Source organism: Janibacter sp. RAF52 (assembly GCF_052114035.1).
Classification (GTDB): domain Bacteria; phylum Actinomycetota; class Actinomycetes; order Actinomycetales; family Dermatophilaceae; genus Janibacter; species Janibacter hoylei.
Genome location: NZ_JBFRDY010000014.1, coordinates 43,783 through 58,603, shown reverse-complemented (window position 1 = coordinate 58,603; position 14,821 = coordinate 43,783). Strand labels below are relative to the sequence as shown.

At 69.4% G+C, this 14,821-nt stretch carries 11 protein-coding genes, 1 tRNA gene and 1 pseudogene; 7 read left to right on the top strand and 6 right to left on the bottom strand.

The annotated features are described in order from the left end of the window. Positions 1 to 143: pseudogene (locus AB4Y78_RS14860) on the top strand (IS3 family transposase); the annotation flags it as partial. Between the two features lie 408 nt (positions 144 to 551). Then, the gene (locus AB4Y78_RS14855; protein ID WP_387355478.1) at positions 552 to 1,517 is read left to right on the top strand and encodes a hypothetical protein; all 966 of its coding nucleotides are present in this window, start codon (positions 552 to 554) and stop codon (positions 1,515 to 1,517) included. Positions 1,518 to 1,627: 110 nt separating this feature from the next. On the opposite strand, the gene AB4Y78_RS14850 is transcribed toward AB4Y78_RS14855, so the two are convergent. From AB4Y78_RS14850 to AB4Y78_RS14830, 5 genes are all read right to left on the bottom strand, one after another. Further along, positions 1,628 to 2,284 (bottom strand): GDSL-type esterase/lipase family protein, encoded by a 657-nt coding sequence (locus AB4Y78_RS14850; RefSeq protein ID WP_259921564.1) that lies wholly within the window; start codon positions 2,282 to 2,284, stop codon positions 1,628 to 1,630. Positions 2,285 to 2,331: 47 nt separating this feature from the next. Then, the gene (locus AB4Y78_RS14845) at positions 2,332 to 2,517 is read right to left on the bottom strand and encodes a DUF6104 family protein (protein ID WP_441715711.1); all 186 of its coding nucleotides are present in this window, start codon (positions 2,515 to 2,517) and stop codon (positions 2,332 to 2,334) included. Continuing rightward, entirely contained in the window at positions 2,517 to 6,323 is a 3,807-nt protein-coding gene (locus AB4Y78_RS14840; RefSeq protein WP_441715713.1) for a multifunctional oxoglutarate decarboxylase/oxoglutarate dehydrogenase thiamine pyrophosphate-binding subunit/dihydrolipoyllysine-residue succinyltransferase subunit, read from the bottom strand. Before AB4Y78_RS14840 ends, AB4Y78_RS14845 begins: the two co-directional genes overlap by 1 nt. A gap of 676 nt (positions 6,324 to 6,999) precedes the next feature. After that, on the bottom strand, positions 7,000 to 7,830 hold the full coding sequence (locus AB4Y78_RS14835) for a hypothetical protein (protein WP_441715715.1): 831 nt from the start codon (positions 7,828 to 7,830) through the stop codon (positions 7,000 to 7,002). Beyond that, positions 7,830 to 8,804, bottom strand: coding sequence for an ABC transporter ATP-binding protein (locus AB4Y78_RS14830; RefSeq protein ID WP_441715717.1), 975 nt, complete (start codon positions 8,802 to 8,804; stop codon positions 7,830 to 7,832). Before AB4Y78_RS14830 ends, AB4Y78_RS14835 begins: the two co-directional genes overlap by 1 nt. Positions 8,805 to 9,405: 601 nt before the next feature. Here AB4Y78_RS14830 and AB4Y78_RS14825 point away from each other — a divergent pair. The 5 genes from AB4Y78_RS14825 (at position 9,406) to AB4Y78_RS14805 (ending at position 14,598) form a co-directional block, all read left to right on the top strand. Continuing rightward, positions 9,406 to 9,684, top strand: a complete 279-nt coding sequence (locus AB4Y78_RS14825; protein ID WP_259912110.1) for a GIY-YIG nuclease family protein — start codon at positions 9,406 to 9,408, stop codon at positions 9,682 to 9,684. A 396-nt stretch (positions 9,685 to 10,080) separates the two neighbouring features. Beyond that, entirely contained in the window at positions 10,081 to 11,424 is a 1,344-nt protein-coding gene (locus tag AB4Y78_RS14820; protein WP_282071673.1) for a hemolysin family protein, read from the top strand. Continuing rightward, entirely contained in the window at positions 11,421 to 12,452 is a 1,032-nt protein-coding gene (locus tag AB4Y78_RS14815; protein ID WP_387355472.1) for a hemolysin family protein, read from the top strand. The genes AB4Y78_RS14820 and AB4Y78_RS14815 overlap by 4 nt, the downstream gene beginning before the upstream one ends. A 422-nt stretch (positions 12,453 to 12,874) precedes the next feature. Next, positions 12,875 to 14,458 (top strand): sodium-dependent transporter, encoded by a 1,584-nt coding sequence (locus AB4Y78_RS14810; protein ID WP_007927796.1) that lies wholly within the window; start codon positions 12,875 to 12,877, stop codon positions 14,456 to 14,458. After that, positions 14,455 to 14,598: a methionine/alanine import family NSS transporter small subunit gene (locus AB4Y78_RS14805; RefSeq protein ID WP_083853725.1), complete on the top strand. Its 144-nt coding sequence runs from the start codon at positions 14,455 to 14,457 to the stop codon at positions 14,596 to 14,598. The genes AB4Y78_RS14810 and AB4Y78_RS14805 overlap by 4 nt, the downstream gene beginning before the upstream one ends. Positions 14,599 to 14,740: 142 nt before the next feature. On the opposite strand, the gene AB4Y78_RS14800 is transcribed toward AB4Y78_RS14805, so the two are convergent. Beyond that, positions 14,741 to 14,813, bottom strand: a tRNA-Arg gene (locus tag AB4Y78_RS14800). Positions 14,814 to 14,821 lie beyond the last annotated feature (8 nt).

Genomic DNA, 14,821 nt, shown 5'->3' with positions numbered 1-14,821 from the left:
TCGAGCTCGCCACCCTGTCCTGGGTCCACTGGCACAACCACGACCGCCTCCACGGCTACCTGGGCGACGTCCCGCCAGCAGAGTTCGAGGAAGCGTTCTACGCTACGCAACGGTCCGACCACCCCTTGGTCGGAATCCAATAGCCCGAGYCTCCATCAGACCCAGTGCGGTTCAGGCGCGGTGGGCGAAGGGTGAGCACCCCAGATGCCCGGTTGGTTGGCCAGCCCCTGATGCTCGGTTCGCCTGCCCCTGATACTCGGTCGATGTACAAGGGTGGGTTAGGGGCCCCTGCGAATACATCGACCCGTGGAGCAGTCCACGGACTCCCGGAGCCCACGAGCTGGGTCGATGTATGAGGGTGAGCTGGGGGCCCCGGCGAATACATCGACCCACTGCGGGTGACGGGGCAGGGCGGGCGCTCGGGAAGACGCTGCCCCCGTCCGAGACCCTCTCGACCGAGTCTGTCCCCAGGGTCCCCGGGCAGGGGCTCACCCTCCACAGGCGATGGGGACCCCCCTTCGTCATGGCTGGCGCAGCGCCACCCTTGCTGCATGGCGAAGCGACGCGAGCACCCGATGGACGTGCACCGGCGGGTGCTGGTGGCGTCGGCGGACTACGGCTACGTCATCAAGCGTCGGCACCTGCGCGATCTCGGGGTGACCCGCTGGCAGGCCGATGCCCACGTCGAGGCCGGGCGGTGGGTGCGGCTGGGGACGCAGACCTTCGGGACCCGGCCGGGGCCGCTCGACGAGCACGCGCAGCGGTGGCGCGCCGTGTGGGAGGCCGGCGAAGCCATCGCGCAGATCGACGGGGTGTCCGCCCTCCGAGCCGCCGGGCTGCACGGCTGGTCCGAGGACACCGTGCACATCTCGGCGCTGCACCGTCACAACGTCAGGCGCATCGACGGGGTGGCGGTCCACAAGGTCATCCGGCGCGTCGAGGGCGAGCGGGTGGGAGCTGGCGTGCCCCGGACCAAGCCCGCGGTTGCGGCCATCCGGGCGGCGCACTGGGCGGTGAGTGACGCGCAAGCGGCCACCCTCATGGCGATGGCAGTCCAGCAGAGGCTCGCGACCGGGCAGCAGCTGCTCGACGCGGTCGACGTGGTCAAGGGCCGGACGCGTCGAGCCTTCATCCTTCGGATCGCGCGGGACGTCGCAGACGGCGCTCAGGCACTGGGGGAGCTGCACTTCGCCGATGCCTGCCGCCGAAGGGGGTTGCCCACGCCGACGCGACAGGTGCTGCGCAAGCTGCCGGGGCGGCGGGCCTACCTGGACGTGTACTTCGAGGAGCACGGGCTCGTCGTGGAGATCGACGGTGCCGGGCACCTGTGGGGGCTCAAGAGTGTTGACGACAACCTGCGCGAAAATGCCGTCGTCATCGGAGGGGACCGGGTGCTACGGGTCAACGTCATCGGACTGCGCCTGGACGAGCACGCCTTCATGGAGCAGGTCCGCGAGGCGCTCGCCTCCGACTGGGCGCAGGACAACCTGAGGGCGTCCCGGCGCAGCGCTGCCTAGCGCCCGGGAGGTGGGGCTGCCTCGAGGTGGAGCGGGTCGATGTATACCCGGTGGGTCTGACGCCACCCGCATACATCGACCCAGACTCTGAGGGAAGGGGAGGGTCTGGGTCAGCCGATCCACTCGCCCCAGCCGTGGTGGAGCACCAGCCAGGCGATGAGGCCGTAGCCGGCCTGGCCCGGGTGCACACCATCGACCGAGGCGGCGATGTCCGACTCCCACTGGTCGTGACCGGCGAGGGGGGTGAAGGTGTCGACGAAGGTGACGCCGCGGCGATCGCACACGTCACGCTGCGCCTCGACGAGCTGGCGCAGCGCGTCGTTGGTCTGGGGGTTGGCGGCCGGGGGAGGGCCGACGACGAAGGCCGCGACGCCCTGGCTGCTCGCCTCGTCGAGGATGTTGGCGAGGTTGAGCCGCAGCCGGGCGATGGAGGTGCCGGCCTGTACGTCGGCGTGACCGAACTGCACGACGAGGCGACGCTCGCTGACGTCGGCGAAGCGGCGCGCCCCCTCGACCTGCCAGCGCTCGGCGACGCCGCCGGAGGTCTCACCCCGCACCCCGAGGTTGTAGTGGGCGACGACCGCACCCGGCACCTCGGTGCGGGCCATGACCCGACCGGTCCAGCCGAGCGCCTTTTCGTCACCGACACCCGCGACGAAGCTGTCCCCGATGAAGACGAGCGCGATCTCCCTCCGCCCCTCGTCGACGGCAAAGGACGCGCTCGGGGTGAACTCGTTGCCGGCAGCGTCGGTCATCTGGCCGCTCACTCGGGTACTCCTGAAGATCGGGGGTTGCTGGGTACTGCTGCCCGACGTTACTCGCCGTCGAGTTCGTCGTCGTCCAGGCGGGCCAGCCAGGACGCGAGTCGCTCGATCGGCGTCTCGAACTCCGGGTTGAGGTCGACGAAGGTGCGGAGCTGGTCACTCACCCACTCGAGAGTGACCAGCTCCTCACCACGCCGATCCGCGAGCTCTTCGATGCCGCGGTCGGTGAAGTACATCAGCGATCGAAGGCGCGGCTGATCAGGTCAGCCTGCTCCTGCGCGTGCTTCTTGGCCGTGCCGGCCGCCGGGGAGGCCGACGGCGGGCGAGTCACCGCACGCAGTGCGCGCGTCTCGCCGTGCTCGGCCAGGTCGGCCGGCAGGTTCATGGCCAGGAAGGGCCACGCACCCTGGTTTTCCGGCTCCTCCTGCACGAGGACGATCTCCGCGTTGGGGTACTTCGCCAGCTCGGCGGCCAGCTCCTCACCCGGCAGCGGGTAGTACCGCTCGAGGTGGAGGATCGCGGTCTGCTCGTCGCCGCGCTTCGTGCGCTCGGCCTCGAGGTCCCACGTGACCTTGCCCGCCGCCACGATGACGCGGGTGACGTCCTCTCCCTTCGGCCCGACCATGTCCGGCAGGACCGCGCGGAAGGTGCCCTCGGTGAAGTCCTCCGGCTGGCTGCTCGCGGCCTTGAGCCGCAGCATCGACTTCGGGGTGAAGACGATGAGCGGGCGACGCGGCCGGTGGTAGGCCTGACGACGCAGCAGGTGGAAGTAGCTCGCCGGCGTCGACGGGAAGGCGACCGTCATGTTGTTTTGCGCGCACAGCGCGAGGAAGCGCTCGATGCGGGCGGAGGAGTGGTCCGGCCCCTGGCCCTCGTAGCCGTGCGGCAGGAGGAGGACGACCGAGGAGTTCTGACCCCACTTCTGCTCCGACGAGGAGATGAACTCGTCGATGATCGACGCGGCGCCGTTGACGAAGTCACCGAACTGCGCCTCCCACATGACGAGGGCGTCGGGACGCTCCACGGAGTAGCCGTACTCGAAGCCGAGCGCGGCGAACTCCGACAGCAGCGAGTCGTAGACCCAGAAGCGGGCCTGCCCGCCACCGAGGTAGTTGAGCGGCGTCCACTCCTCGCCGGTGTTCTTGTCGATGAGGACCGCGTGCCGCTGCACGAAGGTGCCGCGACGCGAGTCCTGACCGGCCAGACGCACCGGGGTGCCGTCCATGAGCAGCGAGCCCACGGCGAGCATCTCGCCGGTGCCCCAGTCGATGCCGCCCTCGTGCACTGAGGCGGCACGCTTCTGCATCGCCTGCTGCAGCTTCGGGTGGATCGTGAAGTCCGCCGGCGGGGAGTCGAAGACGTCGCCGATGTGCTTGAGGTCGGTCTCGGAGATCGCCGTCTCGGTCGCCGAGCGCGTCGTCTGGTCACTCGTCTGCGCGGCGGGCCGCTCGAGGCCGGCGTTGTCCGGGGCGTCGGAGCCGCTGTCGCCCGAGTCGCTCGAGGCGTCCGCCGGCGAGGCAGGAGCCTTGAGGGCCTCCTTGGTCTCGACGAAGACCCGCTCGAGCTGCGCCTGGTAGTCGCGCAGCGCGGCGTCCGCCTCCTCCGGGGTGATGTCCTTGCGACCGATGAGGCTCTCCGTGTACAGCTTGCGGACCGATCGCTTGGACTCGATGAGCTTGTACATGAGCGGCTGCGTCATCGACGGGTCGTCGCCCTCGTTGTGACCACGACGGCGGTAGCAGACGACGTCGATGACGACGTCCTTGTGGAACTTCTGCCGGAACTCGAAGGCGAGCTCGGCGACCCGCACGCAGGCCTCCGGGTCGTCACCGTTGACGTGGAAGATCGGCGCCTGGATCATCCGCGCGACGTCCGTCGAGTAGACCGAGGAGCGGCTCGCCGACGGCGAGGTCGTGAAGCCGACCTGGTTGTTGACGACGACGTGGATCGTGCCGCCGGTGCGGTAGCCGCGCAGCTGGCTCTGCTGCAGCGTCTCGGCCACGACACCCTGACCGGCGAAGGCCGCGTCACCGTGCATGAGGATCGGCAGGACGGGGAAGTCCTCGCCGCCGTGGTTGAGCCGGTCCTGCTTGGCGCGCACGATGCCCTCGAGCACCGGGTTGACCGCCTCGAGGTGGCTCGGGTTGGCCGCGAGGTAGACCTTCGTCGTCTCGCCGTCCTCACCGGTGAACTCGCCCTCGGTGCCGAGGTGGTACTTCACGTCGCCGGAGCCCTGGACGGACTTCGGGTCGAGCTGGCCCTCGAACTCGCGGAAGATCTGCCCGTAGGACTTGCCCGCGATGTTGGCCAAGACGTTGAGCCGGCCGCGGTGCGGCATGCCGATGCAGACCTCGTCCATGCCCTCGCCCGCGGCGCGGGTCAGGATCCGGTCGAGCACGGCGATGACCGACTCGCCGCCCTCGAGGGAAAAGCGCTTCTGCCCGACGAACTTGGTCTGCAGGAAGGTCTCGAAGGCCTCCGCCGCGTTGAGCCGGCGCAGGATGCGCAGCTGCTCGTCGCTCGTCGTCTTGGCGTAGCCGACCTCGACGCGCTCCTGCATCCAGCGGCGCTGCGCCGGGTCCTGGATGTGCATGTACTCGATGCCGGTGGTGCGGCAGTACGAGTCGCGCAGGATGCCGAGGATCTTGCGCAGCTTGAGGAAGGGCTCACCGCCGAAGCCGCCCGTGGCGAAGTGCCGGTCGAGGTCCCACAGCGTCAGGCCGTGGCTGGTGATGTCCAGGTCCTCGTGACGACGCTGCTTGTACTCCAGCGGGTCGATGTCGGCCATGAGGTGGCCGCGCACGCGGTAGGCGTGGATGAGCTCCTGGACGCGCGCCACCTTGTTGATGTCGTCGTCGTGGGAGGTGGAGATGTCCTGGACCCAGCGCACCGGCTCGTAGGGGATGCGCAGGCTCTCGAAGATCTCGTCGTAGAAGCCCTCGGCGCCGAGGAGCAGCTGGTGGACGACCCGCAGGAACTCACCGGACTGCGCGCCCTGGATGATGCGGTGGTCGTAGGTCGAGGTGAGCGTGAGGATCTTGGAGACGGCGTTGCGGTTGAGCGTCTCGTTGCTCGCGCCCTGCCACTCGGCGGGGTAGTCGAGGGCGCCGACGCCGATGATGGCGCCCAGGCCCTTCATCAGGCGCGGGATCGAGTGGACCGTGCCGATGCCACCGGGGTTGGTCAGCGACATCGTCGCGCCCTGGAAGTCCTCGACGGTCAGCTTGCCGTCACGCGCCTTCGTGACGACGACCTCGTAGGCCTGCCAGAAGGCCTTGAAGTCCATCGTCTCGGCGGGCTTGACGACGGGCACCATGAGCTGGCGGGAGCCGTCGTCCTTCTGCAGGTCGATGGCGATGCTCAGCCCGATGTGCGCGGGCTGGACGACGACGGGCTTGCCCTTGTCGTTCGTCGTGTAGCCGACATTCATCTCCGGCATCATCCGCAGCGCCTTGATGAGGGCGTACCCGATGATGTGGGTGAAGGAGACCTTGCCACCGCGGCTGCGCTTGAGGTGGTTGTTGATGACGATGCGGTTGTCGATGAGCAGCTTCGCGGGGACAGCGCGCACGCTCGTCGCCGTCGGGACCTCGAGCGAGGCCTCCATGTTGGTCACGACCCGGGCGGCAGCGCCGCGAAGGGGGGTGAGCACGTCCTCCTGCACCGGCGCCTCGGCCTTGGCGGGCTTCTGCTCCTCGCGCGGGGTCGGCTCGGCCCTCTTAGCCGCCTCGTCCTTCTTCGGCTCAGCCTGCTTGGGCTCGGCCTTCTTGGGCTCGGCCTTGGCCTCTGCCTTCTTCGGTTCGGCCTTGGCGGGCTCGGCCTTGGCCGCTGCCTTGGGCTCGGCCTTCGCCTCGGGGGCGGTCTGCTGCGGGGCGGGGGCGGCCCCCTTCGCGCTGGTCCCGTTGTCGCCGCCGCCCTGACCTGGCGTGTAGTTCTCGAAGAACTCCCACCAGGCCTTGTCGACGCTGTTGCGGTCCTTCGTGTACTGCTCGTACAACTCGTCGACCAGCCACTCGTTGGGGCCGAAGTCGTTCAGGGACACGGAGCCATCCTGGGGGTCAGGCACGGCGCATACGCCTCTTTCGTCACAGTCGCGAATCGGGGCCCGAAGGCAGCGCGGACCCCACCGGGTCAGCCTAACGTGATGGACGCCATGCGCCACCCCCGCCTCCCCGCTCCCTTCCCGCCCCCGGCCCCGTTCCCTGAGGAGGTCGCCCCGCGACCCACGACCACCGCTCCCTGAGGAGGTCGCTCTGCGACCGTCTCGAAGGGAGGTCGCTCTGCGACCCACGACCACCGCTCCCTGAGGAGGTCGCCCCGCGACCCACGACCACCGCTCCCTGAGGAGGTCGCTCTGCGACCGTCTCGAAGGGAGATCGGTGATGTCCCGTCGAGACGCTCGGCCGTGGACGGCCTCGCTCCGGGTCCTGGGGAGGCGCGCCAGCGCCGTCTCGAAGGGCAGGGACCGGGGGGAGATTTCCGCTCCCTGAGGAGGTCGCTCTGCGACCCACGACCACCGCTCCCTGAGGAGGTCGCTCTGCGACCGCCTCGAAGGGAGATCGGTGACGTCCCTTCGAGACGCTCGGCCGTGGACGGCCTCGCTCCTCAGGGACCGCTGTTTGCTCCCGCGCCCGTCTCGAAGGGAGGGGGCGCACAGACGCGGGACCGCCCCCCTTCGTCACGAGGACGGTCCCGCGGGTGAGGCGCGGTGCGCTACGTCAGGTGATGTCCTTGCGGTTGGACAGGATCGACCCGAGCAGGGTGAGGACCGCGGCGTAGCCGATGAGGATGAGTGCGCTCAGCCACCACGCGAAGTAGTAGCTGTCGCCGCCGCCGTCCACGGCGCCACCGCTCGGGTCGGCGGTGACGAGCATGCCGGTCGTGAGGTTGCCGGGGATGAACTTCGCGGCGGTCGTCCATCCGAGGATCGCGAAGGCGATGTTGAGGATGAGCTGACCGAGGAAGCCGAAGGCCACCGCGATGAGCACCGCCGCGATCTGGTTGCGCACGAGCATGCCGAAGCCGAAGCCGATGAGCGTCCACACGACCGTCGCGACGATCGAGGTGCCGTAGGTCGCGACGACGTCGCTGTTGCCGAGCAGCAGCGGCTGGTCCTTGAAGACCGTGAGGACCAGCGCACCGCCCCCGACTGACGCGATGACGTGCACGACACCGAGGACGGCGCCGACGACGATGACCGCGAGGGTCTTGGCGATCGCGACGATCCACCGCCGCGGCGTCGCCAGGTAGGTGGCCGTCGCCGTCTTGTGCCGGTACTCGGTCGTGATGAGCAGGACACCGAGCGCCAGCGGGAAGAGCGCCGACATGCTGCCGAACTCACCGAGCAGACCGGCGCTGTAGACCATCTGGCCGGTCGCGCCCGTCATCGAGTCGAAGCCCGCGCTCGAGCCGTCGGGGTTGGTCAGACCGATGAGCGAGGCGGCGGCCATCGACAACAGGAAGGCGAAGGCCGCCATCCCGATGCCCATGCCCCACCACAGCTTGGTCGTGAAGATCTTGCGGATCTCGGACTTGATCGCACCCAGCATCAGCCGTTCGCCCCTTCCTGGCCCTCGATGGCGTCGGTCATCGCCGGCGCCGCCGAACCCCCGGTGTCACCGAGGTTGCGGTTCGTGCCCTCGGTGAGGGAGAAGAAGAGCTGCTCGAGGTCCGCGGCGAGCGGACGCAGCTCGTGGACCGGGACACCGGCGCGAAGGGCGACATCGCCCACCAGACGCAGGTCGTCGGTCTCGGCGACGACGCCGCCGTCGTCCTGCAGCTTCGCCGGCACGTCGGCGACGCGCAGCGCACCGATGAGCGTGTCGGCGTCGGTCGTGCGCACGAGCGAGGTCGCCGCGCCGCGCAGGTCACCGACGGTGCCCTCCTTGACGAGTTTGCCGTTGGCGAGGATGACGACGTCGTCGACGGTCTGCTCGATCTCCTGCAGCAGGTGGCTGGAGACGAGGATCGTGCGTCCTTCGCTCGCGAGGTGGCGCAGGAAGCCGCGCAGCCAGCGGATGCCCTCCGGGTCGAGCCCGTTGGCCGGCTCGTCGAGGACGAGCAGGCGCGGGTCGCCGAGGAGCGCGGCCGCCAGGCCGAGCCGCTGGCGCATGCCCATGCTGTAGCCGCCGGCCTTTTTGCGGGCCGCGGCCGGGATGCCGGTGAGCTCGAGCAGCTCGTCGACACGCCTGTCGGGGATGCCGGAGGTCGCGGCGAGCACCCGCAGGTGGTCGCGACCGGAGCGCCCCGGGTGGAAGTTGGTCGCCTCGAGCGCCGACCCGACCACACGCAGCGGCTGGTCGAGCTCGCGGTAGGGCTTGCCGTCGATCGTCGCCGTGCCCTGGGTCTGCTTGACGAGGCCGAGCAGCATCCGCAGGCTCGTCGTCTTGCCGGCGCCGTTGGGGCCGAGGAAGCCGGTGATCCGGCCCGGCTCGACGTTGAAGCTGAGATCATCGACAGCGGTGAAGCTGCCAAACCTCTTGGTGAGGTTGCGTACTTCGACGCGCGCTCCCGTGGTGGTCATGAAGTCCCCTTCATCGGTTGATGTCGGGTCCCATGCAACCATCCCGGGCGAAGGGGGACATCCACCCATCGGATGAATCGCGCCTCCCCCCACGGGTGGAGGCCCGCCCCACCACCGCCCCCCGCTCCCTGAGGAGGTCGCCCCGCGACCCACGACCACCGCTCCCTGAGGAGGTCGCTCTGCGACCGTCTCGAAGGGAGATCGGTGACGTCCCTTCGAGACGCTTGGCCGTGGACGGCCTCGCTCCTCAGGGACCGGGGAGAGACTTTCGCTCCCGGAGGAGAGCTCGAAGGGCGACCCAGCCCACCGCTCCCTGAGGAGGTCGCTCTGCGACCGTCTCGAAGGGAGGTTGGCGTCGTCTCTTCGAGACGCTCGGCCGTGGACCGCCTCGCTCCTCAGGGACCGGAGGGGAGACGTCGGCCGCAGGCGGCCTCGCTCCTCAGGGACCGGGGAGAGACTTTCGCTCCCGGAGGAGAGCTCGAAGGGCGACCCAGCCCACCGCTCCCTGAGGAGGTCGCTCTGCGACCGTCTCGAAGGGAGACCCCGGACCACTGTGGAAAACCTCCCTTCGCCCACCCCCGGACCTGCTGGGATCGAACCCATGGCCCACGTCTACATCCTTCGCTGTGCTGATGGCTCCTACTACGTCGGCAGCGCGCGCAATCTCGAGGCTCGGATGCGGCAGCACGGTGAAGGTGGCGGATCGGCGTACACCAAGAGTCGGATGCCCGTCGAGCTCGTGTGGGCAGCCGAGACCCCTCGAGTGACGCAGGCATATGCCATCGAGCGCCAGATCCACGGTTGGTCACGCGCCAAGAAGGAGGCGCTGATCCGCGGCGACTTCGACGCGATCCAGATGTTGGCCCGTCGACGGACCTGACGGTGCTCTCCCTTCGAGACCGTCGCAGAGCGACCTCCTCAGGGAGCGGTGGCAGGGGGCGGGGGTGGGGTCTCCCTTCGAGACGGTCGCAGAGCGTCCTCCGGGTCCCGAGGAGGCGCGCCAGCGCCGTCTCGAGGGGCAGGGAGCGGGGGTGGGGTCTCCCTTCGAGACGGTCGCGGGGCGACCTCCTCAGGGAGCGGGGGTGGGGTCTCCCTTCGAGACGGTCGCGGGGCGACCTCCTCAGGGAGCGGTGGCCGGGGTCTCCCTTCGAGACGGTCGCGGGGCGACCTCCTCAGGGAGCGGGGGTGGGGTCTCCCTTCGAGCCCTCCTCAGGGAGCGGGGCGGAGCATGCTCACAGCCGTCTCCCAGCGGGTTCCCCGTAGAATCTCGCCCACCATGACCATAGGTCTCTTAGTCCTTGCCCTCCTCCTCACCCTCGGTACCGCCCTCTTCGTCGCGGCAGAGTTTTCGCTCGTCGCCCTCGACCGGCCCACGGTCCAGCGGGCCGTCGACTCCGGCGACCACGGCGCGAAGCCGGTGCTCACCTCCCTTCGCACGCTCTCCACACTGCTGTCGGCCTGCCAGATCGGCATCACGGTCACGACCCTGGCCCTCGGTTTCATCGCCAGCCCGGCGGTCGGTGCGCTCATCCAGCCGGGGCTCGAGGCCCTCGGCCTGCCGGAGCGGGCGGCGTCGTCCACGGCGAGCGGGCTCGCTCTCGTCATCGCAACCGTCTTTTCGATGATCCTCGGCGAGATGGTCCCCAAGACCCTCGCCGTCTCCGAGCCGCTCGGCACGGCGAAGGTCGTCGCCCGCCCCATGCGGATCGTCGGCGTCCTCTTCAAGCCGCTGATCTTCGTCCTCAACGGCAGCGCCAACTGGGTGCTGCACCGCATGGGCGTCGAGCCCCAGGAGGAGCTGTCTGCCGCCCGCAGCCCCGCGGAGCTGGCCTCGCTCGTGCGCACCTCCGTCGAGGCGGGCACCCTCGACTCCGGCACCGGCCGGCTCGTCGCCCGCTCCCTCGGCTTCGGCGAGCAGACGGCCGCCGACGTCATGACCCCGCGCAACCGCGCCAGCTCCATCGACCGCACCGCCTCCGCCGAGGACCTCGTCGCCCTCGCGCGTCGCACCGGCCACTCCCGATTCCCCGTCACCGGGGAGGACTGGGACGACGTCGACGGTGTCGTCCACGTCAAGAAGGCGATCGCCGTGCCCCATGAGCGCCGCGCCGCCGTGCCCGTCTCGGCCCTGATGATCGACCCCGTCGTCGTCCCCGAGACCCTGCGCCTGGACCCGCTGCTCATCCAGCTACGTGACTCCGGCCTGCAGATGGGCGTCGTCGTCGACGAGTACGGCGGCACCGCAGGTGTCGTCACCCTCGAGGACCTCGTCGAGGAGATCGTCGGCGAGGTCAACGACGAGCACGACCTCGCCCAGACCACCGGCCGCGACCTCGGCGACGGCGTGTGGACCGTGCCGGGTCTGTGGCGCCCCGACGAGGTCCGTGACCGCGTCGGCGCCCCCGTGCCCGAGGGCCCGGCCTACGAGACCGTCGGAGGCTGGGTCATGGCCGAGCTCGGCCGCGTCCCCGAGGTCGGCGACGTCATCGAGATCGAGGGCTGGCAGATCACCGTGGCCGACATGGACACCCGCCGTGTCGACCGGCTGCGTTTCGTCGAGCAGGTCGGCGACGACGCCACCGACTCCGACGACACGACGAAGGGGGGTGAGCCGGCATGACGACGATCCTGATCACCGTGGCGCTGCTGCTCGCCAATGCCTTCTTCGTCGGCGCCGAGTTCGCGGCGATGTCCGCGCGGCGCTCACAGCTCGAGCCGCTTGCGGACGCGGGCGACAAGCGGGCCGCGATCGCCGTGGAGGCCCTGCAGCACACGGGGGTCCTGCTGGCGACCTGTCAGCTCGGCATCACGATCTGCTCGGTGCTGCTCGGTGCGATCTCCGAGGCGGCGCTGCACCACGCGCTGCACCCGGTCATGGAGCGCATCGGGGTGCCCGATGCCTTCACCGACGCGACCTCGCTCGTGCTCGCGATCCTCATCGTCGTCTACCTGCACGTCGTCGTCGGCGAGATGGTGCCCAAAAACCTGGCGATCGCCGGCCCCGAGCGCTCCGCGATGCTGCTCGTCCCGCCGCTCATGTGGGTCATGAAGATCGCCAAGCCGGTCATCGTCCTCATGGACTGGGTCTCCAAGGCCTTCGTCCGGGCCATGGGCATCGAGCCCAAGGACGAGGTGGGCTCGGCCTTCACCGCCGAGGAGGTCCAACAGATCGTCCACGAGTCGCACCGCGAAGGGCTCGTCGAGTCCGATAAGTACGGCCTTGTCGGGGCGGCCCTCGAGTTCTCCGACAAGGACGCCGCCGACGTGGGTGTCCCGGTCGCCGACCTCGTCACCGTGCCGCGAGACGCGACGCCCGACGACATCGAGCGACTCGTCGCCAAGCACGGCTACTCGCGCTACCCGACGGTCGACGAGGGCGGCGAGCTCGCCGGCTACCTCCACCTCAAGGACGTGCTCTACGCCGACGGTGACGAGCGCAGCCAGCCGGTCCCGCGCAAGCGCCTGCGCCGCATGGCGACCGTGCAGCCGGACGACGAGGTCGAGGACGTGCTCGCTACCATGCAGCGCACCGGCACCCACCTGGCGCGGGTCGTCGACGGCGACGGCTCCGTCCGCGGCGTCGTCTTCCTCGAGGACGTCATCGAGGAGCTCGTCGGCGAGGTGACGGACTCCACGCAGCGGGGCTGACCCCCTTCGGCCGTCACGGCGGCTGATCCCACGCCAGGTGGTCACGTCGTGCTCTGTACTCGCGGGTCACCGGATCAACCGGCTCAAGGACCTGCTCGCCGACGAGCCCGAAGGCCCGCGGGTGCGCGGGTGCGCGCCGAGCTGCTCGTCCTACGGCGATGTCCGTACGCGACGCCTGGCAGGTCGCCCGGCCACATTTCCCTAGGGCAATGTGCACCCTTGGCCGTATTTGCCTAGGGAAATGCGCACCCCAGACCGTATTTCCCTAGGCAAATCACCACCAGACCGGTCATTTGCCTAGGGAAATGCGGATTCTCTGGCGGCCTGTGGGCCCCGACCGCCCGCCGATCGGCGTGGCGTGGGCCACATCGGGAGCGGATACTGGAACATGTTGGAGTTCATCTGACATCAGGAGAGTGAGCATGTCCCGCGCACCGGCCACCGAGGTCAAGCCCAGGGAGGGTTTCTCCTCGCGCAAGGTCTTCATCTTCGCCGCGATCGGATCAGCCGTCGGGCTGGGCAACATCTGGCGCTTCCCCTACGTCGCCTACGAAGGGGGCGGCGGCGCCTTCCTCATCCCCTACCTCGTCGCGCTGCTCCTCGCCGGCATCCCGCTGCTCTACCTCGACTACTCGATCGGCCACCGCTTCCGCGGGTCGGCCCCTTTGTCGTTGCGACGGCTAGGTCGCGGCGCGGAGTGGCTGGGGTGGTGGCAGGTGCTCATCTGCATCGTCATCGCGGTCTACTACGCCGCGATCCTCGCCTGGGCCGGCAAGTACACGGTGCTGTCGTTCACGAAGGGCTGGGGCGAGGACCCCAACAGCTACTTCTTCGGCGACTACCTCAGCGCCGCGGAGACGCCCGGGCCGACCTTCGACTTCGTCCCCGAGATCACGCTGACGATGGTCCTCTTCTGGGTCGTGACGATCGGCGTGCTCGCGATGGGCGTCCAGGCCGGCATCGGGCGCACCGCGGTCATCTTCATCCCGGCGCTGGTCGTCGCCTTCATCGCGCTGGTGGTCATCTCCCTCACCCTCGACGGCGCCGGCAGCGGTCTCAACGCCTTCTTCACCCCCGACTGGGCCGCGCTGAAGGACACCAGCGTGTGGATCTCCGCCGTCGGCCAGATCTTCTTCAGCCTGTCGGTGGGCTTCGGCATCATGATCACCTACGCCAGCTACGTCGGCCGCAAGACCGACATGACGGGGTCGGGGTCTGTCGTGGCCTTCGCCAACTCCGGCTTCGAGCTGCTCGCCGGTATCGGGGTCTTCGCCGCGCTCGGCTTCATGGCCCAGGCCTCCGGCCAGGACATCAGCGAAGTCGTCGCCAGCGGCATCGGCTTGGCCTTCGTCGCCTTCCCCGCGATCATCAACGAGGCGCCGGCCGGCGCTGTCCTGGGCGTGCTCTTCTTCGGCTCGCTCGTCCTCGCCGGCATCACCTCGCTCATCTCGATCCTCGAGGTCGTCATCGGCGCCATCCGCGACAAGGTCGGCATCTCCCGCCGGACGGCGACCTTCGTCGTCGGGGTCCCCATGGCCGTGGCCAGCATCGCGATGTTTTCGACCACGGGTGGGATCTACCTGCTCGACACCCTCGACGCCTTCGTCAACTCCTTCGGCATCCTCGCGGTGGCCACGGTCATGATGCTCGTCGTCTCCGGCGTCCTGGCCAAGCTGCCAGAGCTCGAGGGTCACATGGACCGGGTCAGCTCGATCAGGCTGCGCGGCTGGTGGCGCTGGATCGTCGGCGCGCTGCTGCCGATCGTCCTCGTCGTGATGCTCGTGCGTGAGCTCGAGGCCAAGATCGTCGCCCCCTACGAGGACTACCCGGCGCAGCTGCTCAACGTCTTCGGCTGGGGCATGGCCGCGGCGCTGCCGATCATCGCCATCGTGCTCTCCCTCGTGCCGTGGCGTCGCGGCGTGCTGCTCAGCGCCGACCCGGACGAGATCGAGGCCGCCGAGCGCGCCGAGGACGCCCTGATCGTCGACGGAGGTGACACGGCATGACCACGACAGCGATCGTCATGATGATCGTCGCGATGCTCACCATCTGGGGTGGGCTCGCCGCAGCGATCCTCAACCTCAGCGTCCGCGGCGACTCCGCGGCCGACGAGCCGGGCGACCCCGGGATGCACCGGGACCTGTAGGAGGCCTGGCCACGACGTGCGAAGGGGAGCCCCCGCACGCGAGTACGACGAAGGCCTCCGCTCGGCTGAGCGGGGGCCTTCGATTCGTGCGGCCACGCCGAAGGGCCGCCAGCGAGTGCTGGCGGCCCTTCGTGGAAAAACGCGCCCCCGGCAGGATTCGAACCTGCGGCCCCTGGTACCGGAAACCAGTGCTCTATCCCCTGAGCTACGGAGGCGGGGTGGT

Excerpts from the sequence above, each read along its gene's own strand:
- AB4Y78_RS14835 (WP_441715715.1), bottom strand. The coding sequence starts at position 7,830 with ATGCTGGGTGCGATCAAGTCCGAGATCCGCAAGATCTTCACGACCAAG.
- AB4Y78_RS14830 (WP_441715717.1), bottom strand. The coding sequence starts at position 8,804 with ATGACCACCACGGGAGCGCGCGTCGAAGTACGCAACCTCACCAAGAGG.
- AB4Y78_RS14805 (WP_083853725.1), top strand. The coding sequence starts at position 14,455 with ATGACCACGACAGCGATCGTCATGATGATCGTCGCGATGCTCACCATC.
- AB4Y78_RS14845 (WP_441715711.1), bottom strand. The coding sequence starts at position 2,517 with ATGTACTTCACCGACCGCGGCATCGAAGAGCTCGCGGATCGGCGTGGT.
- AB4Y78_RS14855 (WP_387355478.1), top strand. The coding sequence starts at position 552 with ATGGCGAAGCGACGCGAGCACCCGATGGACGTGCACCGGCGGGTGCTG.
- AB4Y78_RS14820 (WP_282071673.1), top strand. The coding sequence starts at position 10,081 with ATGACCATAGGTCTCTTAGTCCTTGCCCTCCTCCTCACCCTCGGTACC.
- AB4Y78_RS14825 (WP_259912110.1), top strand. The coding sequence starts at position 9,406 with ATGGCCCACGTCTACATCCTTCGCTGTGCTGATGGCTCCTACTACGTC.
- AB4Y78_RS14810 (WP_007927796.1), top strand. The coding sequence starts at position 12,875 with ATGTCCCGCGCACCGGCCACCGAGGTCAAGCCCAGGGAGGGTTTCTCC.
- AB4Y78_RS14815 (WP_387355472.1), top strand. The coding sequence starts at position 11,421 with ATGACGACGATCCTGATCACCGTGGCGCTGCTGCTCGCCAATGCCTTC.